Origin of the sequence: Alkalicoccus luteus (genome assembly GCF_012034335.1) — a bacterium.
GTDB classification, from domain to species: Bacteria; Bacillota; Bacilli; order Bacillales; family Salisediminibacteriaceae; genus Alkalicoccus; species Alkalicoccus luteus_A.
This window is the reverse complement of sequence record NZ_JAATHJ010000016.1, coordinates 12,824-31,119: the sequence shown is the minus strand read 5'-3', so window position 1 is coordinate 31,119 and position 18,296 is coordinate 12,824. Positions and strand designations below refer to the sequence as shown.

Below are 18,296 nucleotides of genomic sequence, written 5' to 3'. Positions count from 1 at the left end.
GTTATCAACCTTTATAACCTAGTAATAATTCCTGGCAGCGTGTATAATGGTGAAAACGGTTTAAGGAAGCGAGTGGATAGCCATGACACAGAAGAAAGTTGCCTGGGTGACAGACAGTACAGCGTATATTACAGAAGAAATGGCGGCGCATCCGGATGTATATGTTCTGCCTTTATCTATCACGTTTCAGGAAAACACGTACGACGACGGTGTGGAACTGACTACGGACCAACTTTATGAAAAAATTCGTACAAATAAAGAAGTACCAAAAACGTCTCAGCCTTCTCCCGGGAGATTTGCAGAGCTTTATGAATCGCTGAAGGGTAAGTATGATGCGGCTGTAGCTATTCATATTTCAAGTGAGCTGAGCGGTACGTATTCCAGCTCTGTTCAGGGACGCGATCTGGCCGATTTCCCAGTAGAAATAGTCGATTCTCTTTCCATGTCGTATGCCATTACAACGCTGATGGAAAAGGGTATGCACCTTGCCCAGGAAGGGATGGAGCCATCGTTCATAGGAGAGAAACTGCAGGCGCTTGCCTCCCATTCAGAAAGCTATATACTGCTGGGAAGTTTAGAGCAGTTTTATAAAGGCGGGCGTATGTCAGGAGCTTCTTACCTGCTCGGTAATATCCTGCAAATTAAACCGATTCTGCGTATTACAAACGAAGGAAAGTTCGATCTGTTCCAAAAAGTACGTTCTGAAAAGAAAGCCGTTCGCCGGATGATGGAGCTGCTTGAACAGGCACGGGACCGCGCTAAAATTCGTCAGGTGCAGATCATGCACGGGAATGTACTTCCAAAAGCAGAAGAGCTTCGTAAAAATATCATCAACGCCTTTCCTGATTTGAAAGTTACTGTCGGAGAAATCAGTTCCTCCATCGCTGTTCATGCCGGAGAAGGAACGCTCGCTTTGATCTGGAATAACGAAATCGACCGAAATGTATAATTAAAAACAACGCCGGACTTACAACAGTCCGGCGTTGTTTATATGCTTTGCAGTGAACCAGTGAGCGTAATGCCCCGGTTTATTCTTTACGGAGAAGAAAGCGGGCATATTCCCGGGGTGAGGAAGCAGGAAGCTGCTTTTCGCGGCGCAGCTGGTGCATGAGTCCGGACTGACGAATGCGGTTATATGCTTCCTGTTCTGACAGGCCTGCTTCTGCCATGATAAAGAGTGCCGTCTGTTTGACGTATCCATCTCGTTCAAAAGCCTTCATAATAAACAGCCTCCGTATATCGATTTGACCTCTGTTGAGAAGAGCGGGGTGAATCCGTACCATTCATTTCTTTGCACCCTCACAGAATATAGTAGAATATAGATCAGGTAAAGAAAGGGGAGCTGGATATGTATGTAGCAGAGCTGAGTGTAGGTCGACCTGAGACGCACCAATGGGGCAAGCGGCCGGTCACGACAGCAATCGTAAAAAAGCCGGTTCAGGGACCGCTGAAGTTGTTTGTCCAGCAGTTCGAAGGAGACGGACAGGCAGATCTGCGGCATCATGGGGGAGAGGATAAAGCCGTCTGTGTTTATCCTGCTTCTCATTATGAATGGTGGGAACAGGAACTTGAGCAGACACTTCCGCTGTCAGCGTTCGGTGAGAATATTACCGTAGCAGAGCTGACGGAGGATACGGCGCATATCGGGGATATTTATCAGCTCGGCAATGCAGTCGTTCAGCTTTCCCAGCCGCGTCAGCCCTGCTTTAAGCTCGCTGTAAGGTACAACGATACATCCCTTCCTGTGAAAGTCCGGGAAACAGGGTGGAGCGGCTGGTATTTCCGCGTTCTTGAGGAAGGGATCGTGGCAAGAGGCGATGAACTAGAGCTGCTCGAAAGACCGGCTGATGCTATCACCGTGATGGCAGCAAACCGGATTATGTACCAGCAGGAGGGCGGGCTTGAAGCAGCAGAAAAACTCGCTTCTCTCCAGCCGCTTGCAGAAGCGTGGAAGCAGCAGCTCCGCTCCAGAATCAAGAAAGCAGCAGGTGATCAAAAAACGTGATTATTTTGTACGAAGACAACCATTTAATAGCAGTTGAAAAAGCTGTAAATATTCCGGTCCAGGGGGACGAATCAGGGGATCCGAGCTTAGTAGACATGGTGAAAGAGGATATTAAAGTCCGCTATCAGAAGCCGGGAGCGGTCTATCTCGGCTTACTGCACCGCCTTGACCGTCCTGTAGGCGGTGCAATTTTATTTGCAAAGACATCAAAAGCAGCATCACGTGTATCCGACATCATCAGGCGGCAGCAGATGGAGAAAACGTATCTGGCTGTTTTACGGGGCGTACCGTCGAAGCGTGCCGGAAAACTGGAGCACTACTTATGGAAAGACCGGCAAAAAAACGAAGTATACGTCAGAAAGCCGGGAACGGAAGGGGCTAAACAGGCGCTGCTGGAATACGAAATACTTGCGCAGCACCAGTCCTTGTCGCTCGTCCGGATACATTTGATTACCGGCAGATCTCATCAGATCCGGGTACAGTTTGCTGACATTGGCTGTCCGCTCTATGGGGACCAGAAGTATGGAGCTTCCGTCAATAAGCCAGGAGAACAAATTGCACTTTGGTCGGCGAGGATTGGGCTGGAGCATCCGGTCAAGCGGCAGCCGCTTGAAGTTTTGTCTTCACCCCCTAAGGAATACCCGTGGAATCAGTTCGGCAGCGCTGCTTTCTCCTATTCAAATTAGGCAAATTAAAAAGCAGGAGGGAGCCATTTACAGCCCCCTCCTGCTTTTTTGACGATAACGGCTAAACGTCACGCTGAATTCGTGCTACTGTTTCTTCCACTTCAGCACGCGACATTTTTTCGCGGCCGTCCTTCAATGCTTTTAACGTTTTTTCTGCCAGGGCAAGCGGAATCCGGCAGAACAGTAATATCGTTTTTGTGGAAACCCCGTTCATGTACTCCCGGCCGAGCCGGAGATTGCCTTCTGCGTAATCAAACATGTCGTCGAGTGTCCAGCCTTTTGGAATAAATGAAACCCCGCGCTCTGCATCCTCTTCCACGTTACGGAGAATATTTACGGCCTGAAGCCCTCGCCCATAGCCGATAGCGAGATCTCGGTCAGTGACCGTTCCGTCGTGCCACTCCCAAATATCAGAAAGCATGACGCCGACGAGGCCGGCAACATAGTACGTATAAGAGTCCAGATCTTCTTTCGTCTGAATATTCCAGTTTTGCTCGGCCCAGTAAGCCATACCCCCGGCCATTTCAGCCGTGAACTGCTTTACCTTGTGTACATAATCAGGCGGGCAAGTGTCCAGCCAGTCTCCAAGACGGAGAGCTACTTCGGGAAGTTCAGCAGCAACGGGAGCCGTCAGTTTTTCATATGCTGCTGCATCAAACTGTTCCTGTTCAAGCAGCAGCTCTGTCTGTTTCAGAAGAGTCGCTTTAACGTTATTGGCAAGGATTTCGCTGTCTTCGATTTCATCGATTGCCCGCATGCACAGATAGGCAGAAGCCACTGTTTTTTTTAATTCCGGATGAAGAAGCGTGATCGGAATATAAAATGTCCGGCTCGTATCCTTCAGCATCTTCATCGCTTCTTTTTGCTGCTGCTTTTCCGTCTGCACACAAATTCCTCCTCAATATTCGATCCGCTCAGAGTGCGGTACTATCCGTAAATAACCATCCAGTAGTTCAGTATAACGCATTATGCCCCGTATTTCTAATGATGACCGTCCAGCAAATCGTTCCACTGACGCAGAACCTTGCGAACTTCCTCTTCACGGACAAAGCGGGCACCGCGCCATTTCTCCCGGCCTTCTGCAAACAGGATAACAGCAGGAGCGGTGAATACTTCGAAGCGTCCGGCTGCTTCAGGAATGTCATCGACGGAAACTGCCAGCGGCTGAAGCCCTGATTCTTCGAGTACCCACTGCTCCAGCTGCGGCTTCAGAGCATGACAGACAGAGCATTGCTCACGGGAAAGATAAACTAGAGCGAGCGGCTCCGCTTCAATAACTGATTCGACTTCTTTCAGACTGCTCATCGGTCTCATGCCATCCACTCCGATCCAGATTCATCTGAGCTATATTTTCTCATAACTTTACGGATGCCGCTACTGTAAATCCACAAAAGAAAGCGCTCTTCCAATCTCTTCCCATGTTTTATGAGCATGAAAAAGAGGAACGGTACCATAATAGTTTTCGGAAGGAGGGAAGGCTTTATGGCATTCGTCATCACTAGTCCCTGTGAAGGGGAAAAAGCTGGAGAGTGCGTCGATGTTTGTCCGGTGGATTGTATAGAAGAGGGAAAAGCGCAATTTTATATTGACCCGGATATTTGTATTGACTGTGGTGCATGTGTCGTTGTCTGCCCGGTAGATGCAATTGTGGATGAACACGAGCTTGCTCCAAAAGACGAGGTTTACTTGAAGAAAGCAGAAGAATTTTTCCAAGGAAAGTAATGGAGGTGCCGCCGCATGAATCTTGATATAACGGATGAAGCATTGAAATGGTTCAAAAATGAAGTGGAAGCAGATGAAGGAGATACGATCAAATTCTTCGCGAAATATGGAGGAGAAAGTCCGATTCAGAGCGGCTTTTCCATAGGTTTTGCCCTTCATGAAACACCTGAATCCGCAGGAGTAAAAAAAGAGAAGGATGGTATCACATTTTTCGTTGAAGAAAAAGATCTGTGGTACTTTGACGGCTACGATCTGACAGTGGAGTTTGACGAAGAAAAGCAGGAAATTCATTACAATTATCACGAAGGCAGTGAATGATATTGCTTGATCATACAAGTGTAAAAAAGTGCCGGGATCTAAGTCTGGATCCCGGCACTTTTTTGCTTTGCGTTAGCAAGATCTTGGTCCTCGGGCTAATCCATCAGCCGTTAACGACAGACCCTCCATTGACGTGCATCACTTGTCCGGAGACATAAGAGGAATCATCAGAAGCAAGATAAATATAGCTTGGTGCAAGCTCTGCGGGGTGGCCGGGCCTTCCCATCGGACTGCTTGTTCCAAATTCAGCTACTTTATCTTCCGGGAATGAAGCGGGAATCAACGGTGTCCAGATCGGACCGGGCGCGACACCGTTGACGCGAATGCCTTTTGAGACCAGGTTTTCTGAGAGGGAACGTGTCAGTGCAACAAGAGCACCCTTCGTTGCCGCATAGTCCATCAGCACGGGCATTCCTTTATACGCCACGATGGATACTGAATTGATGATGGAGCTTCCGGGCTCCAAGTGATCGAGAGCCGCTTTTGTCATGTGGAACGTGCCGTAAACATTTGTTTTAAACGTACGTTCCATTTGCTCTGTCGAAATATCACGTAAATCCTCGGCAAAATGCTGCTCGGCCGCATTATTAATTAAAATATCAAGCTTGCCAAACTGATCGATCGTCTTTTTGACGATTTCCCGGCAGTGTGCCTCGTCTCCAATGTCACCGTCGATTAATAAGCAGCTGACTCCTTTTTCTTCAACCAGCTTTTTTGTCGTTTCCGCATCCTCATGTTCGTTTTTATAGGAAATGACAACTGACGCACCTTCTTTTGCCGCGGCGATCGAAACCGCTCGGCCGATTCCGCTGTCGCCGCCGGTGATCAGCAGAACTTTTCCTTTCAGCTTGTCGCTGCCTTTATAATCCGGATCATCAAATATCGGCATCGGCTCCATTTCGCTGTCTTCCAGTCCTGGCTGACGGCTTTGGTGCTGGTGGGGCTGACCGTCTGTCTGCAATTTCTTCACTTCATCATATCTCATTGTTGAACACGACCTCCATTTTTTTAACGTTATGCGTATCATTTCCAATATATCCAATTTCTAAACGCATATTCCGCTGGCACGCCTTGCTTTATCGTTAAAAAAAGTCGTTTAACGTACTTACAATCCGGAAATAGCAAGAGTAACAACGATTTGAAGGAGTGGATTGGATGCGCGAATATTCAGTAAGACCTAACAAAGATGCAACAGCCTGGATGGTGAAAATTGAGGATGTTGCACCGGAAACATCATTTGATCAAAAAGATGAAGCAATTGCGCATGCTGAAGAAATGGCAAAGGATAAAGCGCCAAGCCGGCTGCTCATTTATAACAACAAAATGGAAGTCGAAGAAGAGCGTGACTTCAGCTGAAGCTGAAAGGGCAGCCGGATATCACTTCCGGCTGTCATTTTTTCGTCTGAACAGGAAAGGAAGGCGGCTATGAGCAAACGACCTGATTTATCTGCAGAAGAAACCGATCGCGTAATTGAAATGGCGTGGGAAGACCGGACGCCGTTTGAAGCGATTGAACTGCAGTTTGGTCTGAAAGAAAAAGAAGTGATCAAGCTGATGCGCCGGGAAATGAAACGATCTTCTTTTAATATGTGGAGACAAAGAGTTTCCGGAAGAAACACAAAACATAGCAGGAAACGGCCATCCGGCGTGGAAAGGTTTAAGGCACCGGATCAAAAACGAATCAGCTACTGAGCTGAATGCTCCGGCTGGAAGGGAGGATGAGAAAGTGAAGAAGGAAAACGTACTCGTATGTATTGCGAACTATCGGAATGCGGCAGCTCTTATTGAGCGGGGCATGACCGAAAAAAAAGCATTCAAAAGTGATTGTATTGTATTACACGTTTACTCAACAGAAGACGGAGACAGCATGGACAAAATTGAGGAACGGGATCATATTCAGCGCTGGGCAGATGAATACAACGCAACGATGGTTTTTCGTCCGCTGAGAAAAGGAGAAACAATTGCGGGTATTATCGGAGATACAGCTACGCAGTATGACGTGAATCACATTATCATTGGCCAGGCTATCCAGAGCAGATGGGACCTGATCGTTCACGGTTCGCTCGTCAATGACTTGTTTCATGAGCTCGATGAAGTAGATGTTACCATCTACAAAGTAAGCCGTTCCAATGTTGCTAAGGAGCCGGAGTACGATAAAGGCATAAGCGGCTGGGTCTATCGGGAGAATGGTTCATTTATTTTCTCCCTCGGTGAACCATCCTGCAAGTGCTATCAGGGAACTTTTTATCAGCTGATCCATACTGATTTTACGACAGGCATATTTAAGGTGCAGCTGAATGGCGAACCACATATCCTGCACATTATTTTAGGTGATATTCATCCCCAGCACGAGGAAGCACTAAAGGAAGCATTTAATCAGATGGAAGGGCACGTTTCCTGATTAATGCTGCCAGCTTGTCATGCTGTTGATTTTGGTACGAGCCTGCAACACCTCAATCAGCAAACTGACAATGAGACAGCGGCGCCGCTGCCTCATTGTTTTTGTTTATCTAGCTGTATGATTCAGGTCACGATGGTTCCGGCTGGCACGATTCGCAGTAATACAGCCTTCTGGAGGCGGCCTGTATTTTGGTTACTGGTGTTCCGCACAGGTGGCAGCTCTGCTCAGCTCTTGAAAACACCCAGTGCCTGTATTCATTTCGCTGCCGTCCGGCCTTTTTCATCTTTTCCGCGAGCGACAAATCGTTCGTAATGCCGGCATGCCGGTATGACTGCCACATCATGTGTATGACGGCCTCTGCCGCTTTCGTAACTTGTTCTTCGCTACAGTCGGACGGGCGCAGAGTAGGATGGATGCCTGCAGCAAATAGCACTTCACTTCGCAAGTAGTTGCCGATCCCGGCAACAAATGCCTGGTCCAGCAGAGACGAAGCCCAGCGCCTGTTGCGAAACGTTTTACTCCAGAATCGTTTTTTCAGCATATCGGCCGTCACGTCTTCACTGAATACGTCAGGTCCGACTTTACGGATGAAAGGATGTTCAGCAACTTCTTCGTCCGGAAGCACTTCAATATCAGAAGCGCTGTAAAGCAGGGCTGATTTCTTTTCATTATGGACAGCGAAGCGAAGCTGCCGGTTCGTCTGTGGATAATTGTAGGCGTTGCGAATTATCCATTTTCCGTAAAGCTGATTATGTGAATAGACGGTATATCCGTTATCAAAACGGGTCAGCATCGCTTTTCCTTTTGTATCAACCCCCGTAATGACGGCACCCCGCAGGACATCTTCATATCCTTTTAAATGGTCATGAGCAAAGTAAATATCCGCTGCTTCTTTGTCCTTCACTGCTTTCTCAACACGATCAGCAGCTTTTCGAATCTCCGGACCTTCAGGCATACAATCTCTCCTTTTACATCGATGGTTTCATTTCCCGGGAAATAAGACAGCTACGCCCCCAGCAATAGTCTTAAACCGCCGGCGAGCGCCAGTATGAGAATCAGCACAGAAAAGAGTTTCTGCGGAATCAGACGGATCAAGCGAATTCCGGCCCACGTTCCCAACAGAATAAATGGAAGCATCATCGCATTAAGCGTCAGAGAAGAGGCTGTGATGAGTCCAAGTGAGGTATACAGCGGTACTTTAATTAAGTTGACGGTCAGGAAAAACCAGGCTCCGGTGCCGATAAACGCCTGCTTCTGAAGTCCGGCAGCCAGAAGAAAAATTGCCATAACCGGACCCGCTGCGTTGCCGATCATCGTCGTGAAGCCGGCAAGAGTACCAATGACAATAAGGAACAGCTTTGAATAATCCGCTTTTGTCGTTGGAGCTTTGCGCATGTTACGGACTTGCAGCACGACCATCGCTGTAATGATCAGACCGAGTGCGATTTCAATGGCGCGTCCGCTCTCCATCGTAAATAGAAAGAAGAAGCCGACAGCGAGTCCGCCGCTCACCCAGGGAAGCAGACGAAACAGCGTTGGCCAGTCGACGCTTCTGCGGTAATAGAAGACAGCGACAAGATCTGCTGCTATCAGCATCGGCAGGACAATTCCTATTGATTCCCGTGCAGGAAAAATCGTCGCCATAACAGCGACGACAAAAATCCCGAGCGTTGGCAGTGCAGTTTTGGAAATACCGATCAGCAGCGCGCACACGGCGGTGATGATCAGCAAACCTGTCGGCAAGTCCATCATTGTCCTCCACGTAAATCAGTCTTCAAATGCATCCTGTAAATAATAATAAGAATCTTTTAATCGTTCTTCTGACATAGGCAAGTCCCATGTTTCCCATGTGTATCCGGTATCAAACTGATACAAATCACCATTCTGTTCAATTGCGATATTAATGGCATCAATAGCAATGCGGTCGGAAAAGCCATCCTCCCATACGTCTCCTAAAAATTCTCGGTTACCTGGATCTGTTGCATTCAGCATGAGCCATGGAATTCTTACTTCTGTATATGTTCCATTTGTTTCAAAATCGTGCAGCGAGCTCCAATTATCATCATCAGGATCAGCGGAGCCTTTTAGTAAAACACCTGTCTCATCGTATTCGAACGGCAATGTTTCCCCCGTATCCGGTCTGACCATTTCTTTGTTGAGTGCCAGCCGGATCGGATGAAAATCATCGGTCAGGGATTCAGACCAGCCGCCCTCTTCGTTCAGAGCTTCCTCTGCATAATCCACATAAAACGGATCGTAGTCTCCTGCTACCTCCAATTTGCCTTTTTCAGAGCCTAACGACATGCGATAATCTGCAGGGAATCCGCTGATATCGACTCCTTCATCTTCTCGTATGCTGAGGTACACCGTAAAGTCATCTGCCTCAGCGCCATCAAACTGCAGATACAAATAGGTCTCGTCGTGCTCTGCCGCTAAGCTTACTTGCTCCGGAGAGGTTCCGAGCCCCGTGCGGCTCTCCCAGTCATTTTCCCCGTTAATTCGTATTTTATGACGATCGAAACTCAGCAGTCCAAAATGCTGCTCATTCGTCTGAATGTCGGACCAGTAAGGTCTTCTGTCCGGATCGTCGTAGTCCATCGTATTCCATGTTCGTTTAAACCACTCGTCCTGCCAGGAAAACACAAGCCCTCCCATCAGATCAAACGATTCAATCGTTTCAAACAGATGGGCTGTGATCTGCCCTTGTTCCTGTTCAGATATATGACCTTGATCCCAGCCAAACGGGTTGGCGTGCGTGCGTCCTCTTGATGCAGGGATGCCGAACTCAGCAATCAGCAGCGGAAGTCGATGTGCAGCTTTTAAGTCATCCAGGTATCCGGCGTAGTTGTTTGGCTCTCCGGTATGATCTTCGTACTCTAAATACCTATCTTCCAGATTTAAGAAATCCGGGTAGTAGGGGTAGACGTGATAAGAAGCAAACTGACCGGCTAATTCTGCAGGGCCCTGCAAGTAAATGGTATCCGGGTCAACGGAAGCAAGGTCTTCCTGTTCCAGCGGCTCTGCTTCATGCTCCAGTTTGTCTGTTGTCACCCAGTTGGTGAAGCTGACCGGTCGAACGGCTTCATACGTATCGTATTCATAGGCCAGCAGCGTTTCAAATCGATCGGCAAGCCATATCTCAAAGGGGGCGGCATCTTCAGTATAGACAAATTCACCTTCCATATCAGGCAGGTCCGGGTACGTTTCATCCATGTTCTCCACCATGAATGGATACCATTCAATTCCAATCACCCAGGCGCTCACATATGGTGACACATCCGCTTCATAAACACCGGAGGCATGACCGGGCACGTGCTCGATAACTGCATTTCCGTGAATAACGTCGACTACATCTTTCATTTCTGATTCAAAAACCGTGATTATTTCTTCATCAAAAGCATCAAGCGTTTCCTCCAATGGTTCTTCATCGATCCAGACCCCGTGCATCACATACAATGGTTCATCGGCCGATTGATTGTAGGCCGCCAGTTCTTCATAAAAGACAGGAGGATGAATTGTATAAATTCGAATCGTATTGGCATTCATCTCTCCGATTTGCTCAAACCATCGCCGGTACTCGGATCGGTTAATCGCCGCTTCACCAGGAAAGTATCCGGGCTTTCCCATTCCCATGTTTACTCCCTTTACAGGCAGATGCTGCCACTCCCCGTCTTGATATACCTCCATATGCTGCTCGTTCATTTTGGCATGGTAAACGGCCCCTTCAGCCTCGAATCCTGCCGGCAGCTCGACGTCCGCTGCTTCAGGATCATCGGGTTCTTCAGCTGCATTGATCGCGTGTGTAAATACGTTTTTACCACTCAGCCAGAAAAAGCGATCCTCCGGTTCACCAGGCACAGCTGCTCGTATCCGATCGACGAAAGCCGGATGCTTATAGCGGTGGGACAATGGAGCAGAATCGAGGTCGGAGAAGGTACCACTTAAAAAGGTAATATTAGATCCGCTGCGGCGAAACTGCTGGATTGCTGCGGGCGACACGGGAATAGACGCATCGTTCAGAACGAACTCTTCGGCTTCGCTCAAGTTCAAGTCAAACGAGGCTGCGAGATGATCGCTGCTGTCTGCTTCTACGAGCTGGAACCAGTCGCTGTAAAGGGGAGATTGCTCCAAATCATAAAGCTCCTGTCCTAATTCAGTAAAAGCAAGAACCGGTCCGTTCCCATCTGACTCCACCGCCAGCACGTCACTTGTACTTTCACGCACGAAAACGTATCCTGTACCGGTGTAGTTCCAGTCTTCTTCTTGCTCATACAGCGCAATCAGGTCTTCTGATACGTCAGAATCCGCTTTATCCAGAGAGGGCATCCAGCGTCCGCTCCAGCCAGACCAGGAAGACTCCGTAAAAGAAAGAATGTCACTGCGCACGTCAAACTCGGTCGAACCGGTCAGCAGCGCCGATTCCATGATTAAATCTGTATCACCGCTCTCAACGGCAGATTTCACGTTCAGCCAGACATCTTGTGAAAAAGCGTCACTGTTTCCATTATCGAGAGCTGCAATAAAACCAGCTTCCTCATACATGCCATCAGAAATAGCAGAAGTATTTAATTTATTGTGTGGAAAAAGCCATGCTGGCACGCCGCCAGCCTCATCCGTTTCAGTAACACCATCTCTTGTCACTACAGCTGCCTGCAAGTCAGAGTCAGCAGATATATACCACCAGATAAAAGGGGTTGCAACGACTATTGAAGCCAGAATACCTAAAGAAATCGTGAAAGTTCTCACTTTTTCGCCACCTTTAGAAATAGGATATATATACTATATCACAGGAAGTTCAATTTACTATGTGACATTATTAGCAATAATCATAGGCAGGCAGTTGAAAAGAGGCTCACCTTTGATTAAATATAGTACCAACTGGTAAATATGAATTGAGATAGTCCTGATTTGTTCACAGAAGAAGGAATCATCGAGCTTAACGATATGCTATACTGAAAAAAAAGGGGGGCATTCAAATGGCGCTTTCTACATACAAACAAAACCACGTTCAGGAATACGGAAATGGACCAGAAACGCTGATGCTGGCTCATGGCTTCGGGACCGACCAGCAGGTATGGCAGGAAATGATTCCCCGCTTATCAGAATCGTTTCGCGTGATTACTTTTGATTATACAGGCGCAGGCCAATCTGACTTGTCGGCTTACGATCCTATCCGGTACAGCAGCGAGTCAGGCTATGCGGAAGACATTATTTCCATTTTGGATGAACGGAATCTGACGGATGTTCATTTCGTCGGGCACTCCGTAAGCGGCATGATTGGTGCAGAAGCTGCGATTGAGCGTCCGGACTTGTTTAAGACTCTCACCATGATCGGGCCGTCCGCTCATTATTTGAATGACGGAACTTACTACGGCGGATTCGAGCGCGATGAAATCAATGAACTGCTGACGCTGATGGAACGAAACTATAAGGAATGGGCGAAAATGCTCGCGCCGGTAGCGATGGGGCCATCGAACCCGGATCAGCTCACATTGGAGTTTGAAGAGCGACTGACTCGGAACAATGCAGCCATTACCCGTCAGTTTGCAGAGGTGACGTTTCAGATTGATATGCGCGATCGTATTCAGGAGCTGCATAAGCCGGTATTGATTCTGCAAGGGCAGGAGGATACGATTGCCCCGCTCAAGGCCGTTGAGTTCATTCATGATCAGCTTTCAGACAGTGAACTCGTGCTGCTTGAAGCAACAGGCCATAACCCGCATCTGAGTGCACCGCTGGAACTGGCTGCCCATATCCTCCGCTTCGTCCAGGCACGAGAGGCTGGCATCACTGAATGAATCGGCTCTATAACGACCTTCCGTGCGGACTGCTGGAACTGGACATGAATGGCAGTGTTTTAGGAATGAACATGACGATGGATGCGCTGCTGGGCCGCTCTGACATAGCAGGAAGCCACGTTCATGACTTGTTAACGAGACCATCACGTATTTATTTCCAGACTTTTTTTGCGCCGCTCATGATGGTTCATGGTGAAATTGCAGAGATGCATCTGACGTTCAGACACCGGGACGGCTCAGCCCTTCCGATGCTCGTAAATGCAGCTCGACAGGGAGACCGTATTCTCTGTGCGCTCGTTAAAATGAGTCAGCGGGAAGAATACGAGCAAGAGCTGATGCATGCTAAAAGGCAGTCTGAGCAAATTCTGGAAGATAAAGATACAGCGTTTCGGGAGCTGCAGACGTTAATGCGGGAGTATGAAGACAAACGACGTGAACTCATTGATTTAAACAGAAAGCTGTCGCGGTTATCGATCACGGATGAATTAACCGGCCTGCCGAACAGGCGCTTTCTGGAAGAACGCCTTAAATCGCTGCTGCACGCCGCAAATGTGAATCATGTGCCGTTCTCTGTTATGCTGATCGACATCGATCACTTCAAGCTGGTGAATGACCGCTACGGGCATCTCGTCGGTGATGATGTGCTGCGTGAACTTGGTCGTGAACTGCAGGCCATTATCCGTGAGGGAGATACGGTCGGACGACTGGGCGGAGAAGAATTTTTCGTTCTGTTCAGCTCGGTTAATGCAGTTCAGGCTGAAGCAGCGGGAAACGATATCCGCCTGCATATGGAATCGCGAAAATGGGAGAGCTGTCCGATTACGGTCAGCGGCGGGATTGCTGAATGGCGCCCTTCAGACTCAGCCGACACGATCATGCAGCGGGCCGACCAGGCCTTATACGCCGCCAAAAACGGGGGAAGAAATCAAATAGTCGTCTTCAATGATGAAATGAATTCTTAATCGCTTCAAGTAAGCGTACGAATTCTGAGCACAAACAGACGGGGGCACGACTCAGAAGATGAATGCAAAGCTTGCTCAGTCCGGGTTTACCTTTGCCTCTTTGCATATATATCTGCAACGGGCAGTCTCTTGTAAAGAGGCTGTTTTTTTTGCGTGCGTTTAAGTAGCTAAAGCAGAAAGGTAAGGTGTAGCATATGGGTATGTGGAGGTGACGGATGTGAAAGAAAAAATGATGACCTGGCTGCTGGAACAGGAAGAGACGATAGCAGCATCCGGTGACAGACATGATCGGGAGGGGACATTCCCGGAAGAGACAGCTGATATGCTGAAAACAGCAGGTTATTCCGCTTTGACCGTACCGGAGGAGCTTGGCGGCTTAGGGATGAACCTGCCGGATTTTTTAAAGCTGCAGCAGCAGCTTGCCCGGGCAGACGGAGCTTCTGCTTTGTGCATGGGGTGGCATAACGGCCTGCTGTATCATATGCGAGAACACGATTTATGGATCGATGAACAGCAGCAGTTTCTAATGCGCGAAGCCGTTTCCGGAAAACTATTTAACGCAGTCGCTTCCGAGCGGGCGTCCGGCAGTCCTGCAAGAGGCGGCATGCCGGAAACAACAGCTGAACAATCGGAGAACGGTTGGATACTGAACGGTCATAAAGCCTTTGCCTCCATGGCTCCGGCACTCGATTACGCGGCTATTACCGCAGATATAGAGGGAGATGGCCCTGCGCAATTTCTCGTGCCGATGAAGACGGCTGGTATTACAATCCAGGATACGTGGGATTCAGTAGCGATGCGGGGAACGGCAAGTCATGATTTGCGGCTTGAGAACGTCGAATTGAGCCGGAATGCAAAGATTCAGCTGAAGTCCCGGACCGTTCAGCCGGTCAACGGATGGCTGTTGCACATCCCGGCCTGTTATTTAGGAATTGCAGAGCGTGCATTTCGGACAGCGGCTAAGTTCAGTCGTTCCTACTCTCCAAACTCGCTGAATGGAACGATCAGTGAAACAGCCCACGTACGGGCAAAACTCGGAGAAATGGAGCTGCTGCTCCGTCAGAGCGAAGCGGTTTTATACCGGGCAGCTGAGCAGTATGAAGCAGCCAGATTTGAAGACAGAAAGCTCGTGCAGCCGGAACTCTCAGCTGCGAAATATACTGTGACAAATAACGGCATGCGGATAGTCGATCTGGCGATGCGGATCGGCGGAGCAGGCAGTCTCTCGGAACAAAGCACCTTGCAGCGCTGCTACCGGGATATTCGCGCAGGTCTTCACAATCCGCCGATGGACGATATTGTGCTGGACCAGCTTGCGGATGAAGCGTTGAAACGCTGGGAATAAAACAGCGCAGCAGCATGAAACCGTTTCCTTGTACGTGTATTATACAAGGTGTACAATACAAGTAACATCTAAGAAAAGGGTGAACGCTATGCTGCCACATGACAGAAAGCGGCCGAACCCTCCGGCTCCCTCGCAGCTGCAAAAAAAGCGGCGTTATCACGATATTGACCTTCGACGAATGTTCCGGGATGGAGAGATACAAAAGGACGGAAGCGGCTATTATATGTATGAAGTCGAACTGAATCCAAAAGGAATTCCACATGATCACCGGAAAGTTTATTTCAACAATACATTTAGCCAGCTGGAGAGCATGATTTACGGTCGTTACGAAGAAAGCAAAGAAGTGACGGAAGCGATAACCAAGGCGAAATCGAAAAAAGAAAAGCTGAGTTGGTTTCGAAGGCTGATGCAGCTCGATTATGAATTAATTTTTCTGCATGCCGTTTACGAAGGCGGCTCAGGCTACCCATTCCTGTCTGTTTACCAGACGAAGCAAATTCTTGAAGAAAAACTGTCACTTGGCATCGTCGGGGACGTACTGGAAAAAGCAGAGGCGACGCCGCTTGATTCTCAGGAGCGGATGCCGCAGCTGCTCGGGCGTACGTATACTCCGAAGCAGCTTGCTTCTAATGAAGCGCCCGGTTTTTTTCAACGCTTCAAGCGGGATGATGTCTATTTTTATACGATACCTTATGGTGCCAACCGTGAAAAACGGTAAGAGCGGTCAGCATACTTGCCGGCAGTCAAGCGCACATGAAAAGGCAGCCCTGACGCGATAGCGTCAGGGCTGCCAGAGTGTTGATAAAGTCATTTTAAGTGAATAACGTTGCATCTGGCTGTATCTGCGGACACTCGCTTTCCGGAGGGAACGGGCTCAGCTAACCGTTTCCTTCCGCTGTCGGAAGCGCTGGATCTTCGCCTCGTTCTGATCCTCCCGGAGTCGAGATCCTTCGATGCCGGCAGCTGGCAGTGCGTTTCATGTGCTGGTTATGAAGGCACGATCGACTTCCATACGAATAGAACCTTCCCGATGAGACGTTTCGATGTTGAATAGGGATGCCAATTCTTCCTACAATTCAGTATAAAAGGTAAAAAAAGCGGTCGCACCTGCCTGTCGTGACGCTGTTCTCCATGAATCAGAGCCGTTTCCCCGATGTGTCCGGCGGGGACGCCCGTGGGATCAGCGCAGTCTGAAGATCCTTTCTCAGGGGTCGCCCTGAGAAATAGCTGAAGGCCAGCCCACGGCAAGCTTCCGCTGGTAAGCAGAGGGGAAATACAATCAAACGAATAAATATGTAAGTTGAAAGACTTTTTCAACAGCCTGGCAGCCCTGACGCGATAGCGTCAGGGCTGCAATCGTCTTGAGAAAGCACAGGATAAGCACAGTCTGCGGTCTTTACGGTTGTTTATCGTCTTTATGTCACGTTAAGTAACGATTGAGCGGTCTTAAGTTCGTTTATTCGTTATAACGGCCTGTTAAGTTGCCTGAATCGTTTTTGACCTCCGTTGAGTGACATTTGCACTGCGTTAAGTTATTTTTTACGACGTTTGTGCATCTATTGCTCTGTGTTAAGTTGTTTTTAGGTCAAAGGATGCAGATGACCTGACGCTCAATCAGCAGCGGCTGGCAGGCCCTTTGTAAAGATAACCCGATTTAATGAGAAAGCCCTGCTGCGTCAATTCGCGGCAGGGCTTACTTTTGCAGCTGAAAACAGCTCGTATGGAGAGTTTAACCGACCAATCCTACAGATTTTCAAAAAACAACCGGAGGACATCGGCTCCTCCGATAAAGGTGCCGAGCGTGCTCCCAATATTCGTAAGGATGACAACGAGAAGCACTCTGGTAACCTTGTTTTGCCAGAAGCCTTTTAACGATTGCACGTCATCTGAGAGCACTTCCAAATCGCCAACGTTCGGACGGCGGATATACGCCTGGACGAATCCGGAGAACCAGCCTGCAGCCATCAGCGGATTAAGCGAGCTGAGCGGTGCGATGACAAACGCGGTTAAAACTGCGAGCGGATGACCAAAGGCGATGGCTGCACCAAGTGCTGAAAGGGATCCGTTCCAAAGCAGCCAGCTGATCGTTTGCTCCAAACCGGCCGCCGGATTATTCAAGAAGGTGTACAGAATCACAGAAATAATGGCGAGCGGAATGGCCCAGCCAATGATTTTAGGCAGCAGTGATTTTTTTGGTATTTCCGTCAGCTTCTTAAGGTCCTGCTCATGTTCAATTTCTTTTAAAATACCGGGGATGTGAGCTGCCCCTAATACGGCGACAACTTTCTTTCCGGGAGCCTCCTTTATTTTCTGAGCGAGATACTGATCTCGTTCGTCGATCAACGGCTCTTTCAGACGCGGGAAAGCCTGAGAAAATTCATGCATGGCGGCATTCAGCGTATCCTGCTTCTTCATCCGCTCAAGTTCCGCTTCTGAAATTTTCTCCTGAACAATCACGCTTCCGAAAATCGACGTGATCAGCTTGGCTTTGCCGCCAAAGCGAAGGTTTCCCCAAATGCGGGCGAAGGTCGTCTGAATGTCGCGGTCAGCAAGGACGAGATCAGCTCCAATGGATTCAGCAGATTCGATCCCCTGAATCATTTCCTGTCCCGGTTTAATGCCGAACTGTTTGGCCATCCGGTTTTGAAAGGACGAGATTGCAAGATTCATAAACAGCAGGGTTGCTTTCTTTTCACGGATCACCTTAAATATGTCCATGTTCTTCCATCTGTCACTGTCCATCACAGATTGATACCGCTGTTCATCGAGCTCGACGCATACAGAATCTGGCTGCTCTGATTCAATAACGTGCTTCACTTCTTCAGCGCTCGACTTGGATACGTGCGCGGTACCGATCAAAATCAATTCTTTATCGTTCACAGTTAGTCTTGTAATATTATCTTCGTTCATGCAAGGCCCTCATTTCTTTCGTCTCTTCATCTATATTGAACGAAACGCCCGCGTTTTTCAATGCCGGGCCACTCCAAACGATAGCAGACAGCCGCAAAATGTTGACAATAATCGTACATTTTCACTTAAACTCTGCCGCGGGGCAATGT

General features: G+C 48.6%; 20 protein-coding genes. 12 read left to right on the top strand and 8 right to left on the bottom strand.

The genetic code is table 11. The annotated features are described in order from the left end of the window. Positions 1-82 precede the first annotated feature (82 nt). Complete coding sequence (locus HCN83_RS11060) at positions 83-949, top strand: DegV family protein (protein WP_168007269.1); 867 nt, start codon at positions 83-85, stop codon at positions 947-949. Positions 950-1,028: 79 nt separating this feature from the next. Here the strand turns inward: HCN83_RS11060 and HCN83_RS11055 are convergent, their stop codons facing one another. Beyond that, positions 1,029-1,220, bottom strand: coding sequence for a hypothetical protein (locus HCN83_RS11055; protein WP_168007267.1), 192 nt, complete (start codon positions 1,218-1,220; stop codon positions 1,029-1,031). 128 nt (positions 1,221-1,348) lie between these two features. On the opposite strand from HCN83_RS11055, the gene HCN83_RS11050 reads away from it, so the two are divergent. Beyond that, positions 1,349-2,005, top strand: coding sequence for an MOSC domain-containing protein (locus HCN83_RS11050; RefSeq protein WP_168007265.1), 657 nt, complete (start codon positions 1,349-1,351; stop codon positions 2,003-2,005). Continuing rightward, a complete protein-coding gene (locus tag HCN83_RS11045; RefSeq protein ID WP_168007263.1) occupies positions 2,002-2,691 on the top strand; it encodes a pseudouridine synthase in 690 nt (229 codons plus the stop codon). The genes HCN83_RS11050 and HCN83_RS11045 overlap by 4 nt, the downstream gene beginning before the upstream one ends. A 61-nt stretch (positions 2,692-2,752) precedes the next feature. Here the strand turns inward: HCN83_RS11045 and HCN83_RS11040 are convergent, their stop codons facing one another. Continuing rightward, entirely contained in the window at positions 2,753-3,577 is an 825-nt protein-coding gene (locus tag HCN83_RS11040; RefSeq protein WP_168007261.1) for a squalene/phytoene synthase family protein, read from the bottom strand. Positions 3,578-3,672: 95 nt separating this feature from the next. Next, a complete protein-coding gene (locus HCN83_RS11035) occupies positions 3,673-4,005 on the bottom strand; it encodes a thioredoxin family protein (protein ID WP_168007259.1) in 333 nt (110 codons plus the stop codon). A 168-nt stretch (positions 4,006-4,173) separates the two neighbouring features. Here HCN83_RS11035 and HCN83_RS11030 point away from each other — a divergent pair, with 168 nt between their 5' ends. Further along, positions 4,174-4,413 carry an indolepyruvate ferredoxin oxidoreductase subunit alpha gene (locus HCN83_RS11030; RefSeq protein ID WP_168007257.1) on the top strand — a complete coding sequence of 80 codons (240 nt, stop codon included), beginning with the start codon at positions 4,174-4,176 and terminating at the stop codon, positions 4,411-4,413. A 15-nt stretch (positions 4,414-4,428) separates the two neighbouring features. Continuing rightward, entirely contained in the window at positions 4,429-4,731 is a 303-nt protein-coding gene (locus tag HCN83_RS11025) for a HesB/YadR/YfhF family protein (RefSeq protein ID WP_168007255.1), read from the top strand. Positions 4,732-4,834: 103 nt separating this feature from the next. Here the strand turns inward: HCN83_RS11025 and HCN83_RS11020 are convergent, their stop codons facing one another. After that, the gene (locus HCN83_RS11020) at positions 4,835-5,716 is read right to left on the bottom strand and encodes an SDR family oxidoreductase (protein WP_168007253.1); all 882 of its coding nucleotides are present in this window, start codon (positions 5,714-5,716) and stop codon (positions 4,835-4,837) included. 170 nt (positions 5,717-5,886) lie between these two features. On the opposite strand from HCN83_RS11020, the gene HCN83_RS11015 reads away from it, so the two are divergent. The 3 genes from HCN83_RS11015 to HCN83_RS11005 all read left to right on the top strand — a co-directional run bounded on the left by HCN83_RS11015 (position 5,887) and on the right by HCN83_RS11005 (position 7,132). Then, positions 5,887-6,087 (top strand): DUF2188 domain-containing protein, encoded by a 201-nt coding sequence (locus tag HCN83_RS11015; protein WP_168007251.1) that lies wholly within the window; start codon positions 5,887-5,889, stop codon positions 6,085-6,087. Between the two features lie 69 nt (positions 6,088-6,156). Next, positions 6,157-6,423, top strand: a complete 267-nt coding sequence (locus HCN83_RS11010) for a TIGR03643 family protein (RefSeq protein ID WP_168007249.1) — start codon at positions 6,157-6,159, stop codon at positions 6,421-6,423. Positions 6,424-6,457: 34 nt separating this feature from the next. Next, the gene (locus HCN83_RS11005; protein WP_168007247.1) at positions 6,458-7,132 is read left to right on the top strand and encodes a hypothetical protein; all 675 of its coding nucleotides are present in this window, start codon (positions 6,458-6,460) and stop codon (positions 7,130-7,132) included. A gap of 127 nt (positions 7,133-7,259) precedes the next feature. On the opposite strand, the gene nei is transcribed toward HCN83_RS11005, so the two are convergent. Genes nei through HCN83_RS18425 form a run of 3 tightly spaced genes read right to left on the bottom strand, consistent with a single transcriptional unit; the run spans position 7,260 to position 11,878 of the window. Continuing rightward, complete coding sequence (gene nei, locus HCN83_RS11000) at positions 7,260-8,087, bottom strand: endonuclease VIII (protein WP_168007245.1); 828 nt, start codon at positions 8,085-8,087, stop codon at positions 7,260-7,262. A gap of 50 nt (positions 8,088-8,137) precedes the next feature. After that, entirely contained in the window at positions 8,138-8,881 is a 744-nt protein-coding gene (locus HCN83_RS10995; protein WP_168007243.1) for a sulfite exporter TauE/SafE family protein, read from the bottom strand. An 18-nt stretch (positions 8,882-8,899) separates the two neighbouring features. After that, positions 8,900-11,878, bottom strand: a complete 2,979-nt coding sequence (locus HCN83_RS18425; RefSeq protein WP_246238202.1) for a hypothetical protein — start codon at positions 11,876-11,878, stop codon at positions 8,900-8,902. A gap of 230 nt (positions 11,879-12,108) precedes the next feature. Here HCN83_RS18425 and HCN83_RS10985 point away from each other — a divergent pair, with 230 nt between their 5' ends. The 4 genes from HCN83_RS10985 to HCN83_RS10970 all read left to right on the top strand — a co-directional run bounded on the left by HCN83_RS10985 (position 12,109) and on the right by HCN83_RS10970 (position 15,955). Then, complete coding sequence (locus tag HCN83_RS10985) at positions 12,109-12,930, top strand: alpha/beta fold hydrolase (protein WP_168007241.1); 822 nt, start codon at positions 12,109-12,111, stop codon at positions 12,928-12,930. Next, positions 12,927-13,892 (top strand): GGDEF domain-containing protein, encoded by a 966-nt coding sequence (locus HCN83_RS10980; protein WP_168007239.1) that lies wholly within the window; start codon positions 12,927-12,929, stop codon positions 13,890-13,892. The genes HCN83_RS10985 and HCN83_RS10980 overlap by 4 nt, the downstream gene beginning before the upstream one ends. A 217-nt stretch (positions 13,893-14,109) precedes the next feature. Continuing rightward, positions 14,110-15,237, top strand: coding sequence for an acyl-CoA dehydrogenase family protein (locus tag HCN83_RS10975; protein ID WP_168007227.1), 1,128 nt, complete (start codon positions 14,110-14,112; stop codon positions 15,235-15,237). A gap of 88 nt (positions 15,238-15,325) precedes the next feature. After that, positions 15,326-15,955 carry a hypothetical protein gene (locus HCN83_RS10970; protein ID WP_168007225.1) on the top strand — a complete coding sequence of 210 codons (630 nt, stop codon included), beginning with the start codon at positions 15,326-15,328 and terminating at the stop codon, positions 15,953-15,955. A gap of 1,025 nt (positions 15,956-16,980) precedes the next feature. Here HCN83_RS10970 and HCN83_RS10965 read toward each other — a convergent pair. After that, on the bottom strand, positions 16,981-18,147 hold the full coding sequence (locus tag HCN83_RS10965; protein WP_168007223.1) for a TraB/GumN family protein: 1,167 nt from the start codon (positions 18,145-18,147) through the stop codon (positions 16,981-16,983). Between the last annotated feature and the right edge of the window lie 149 nt (positions 18,148-18,296).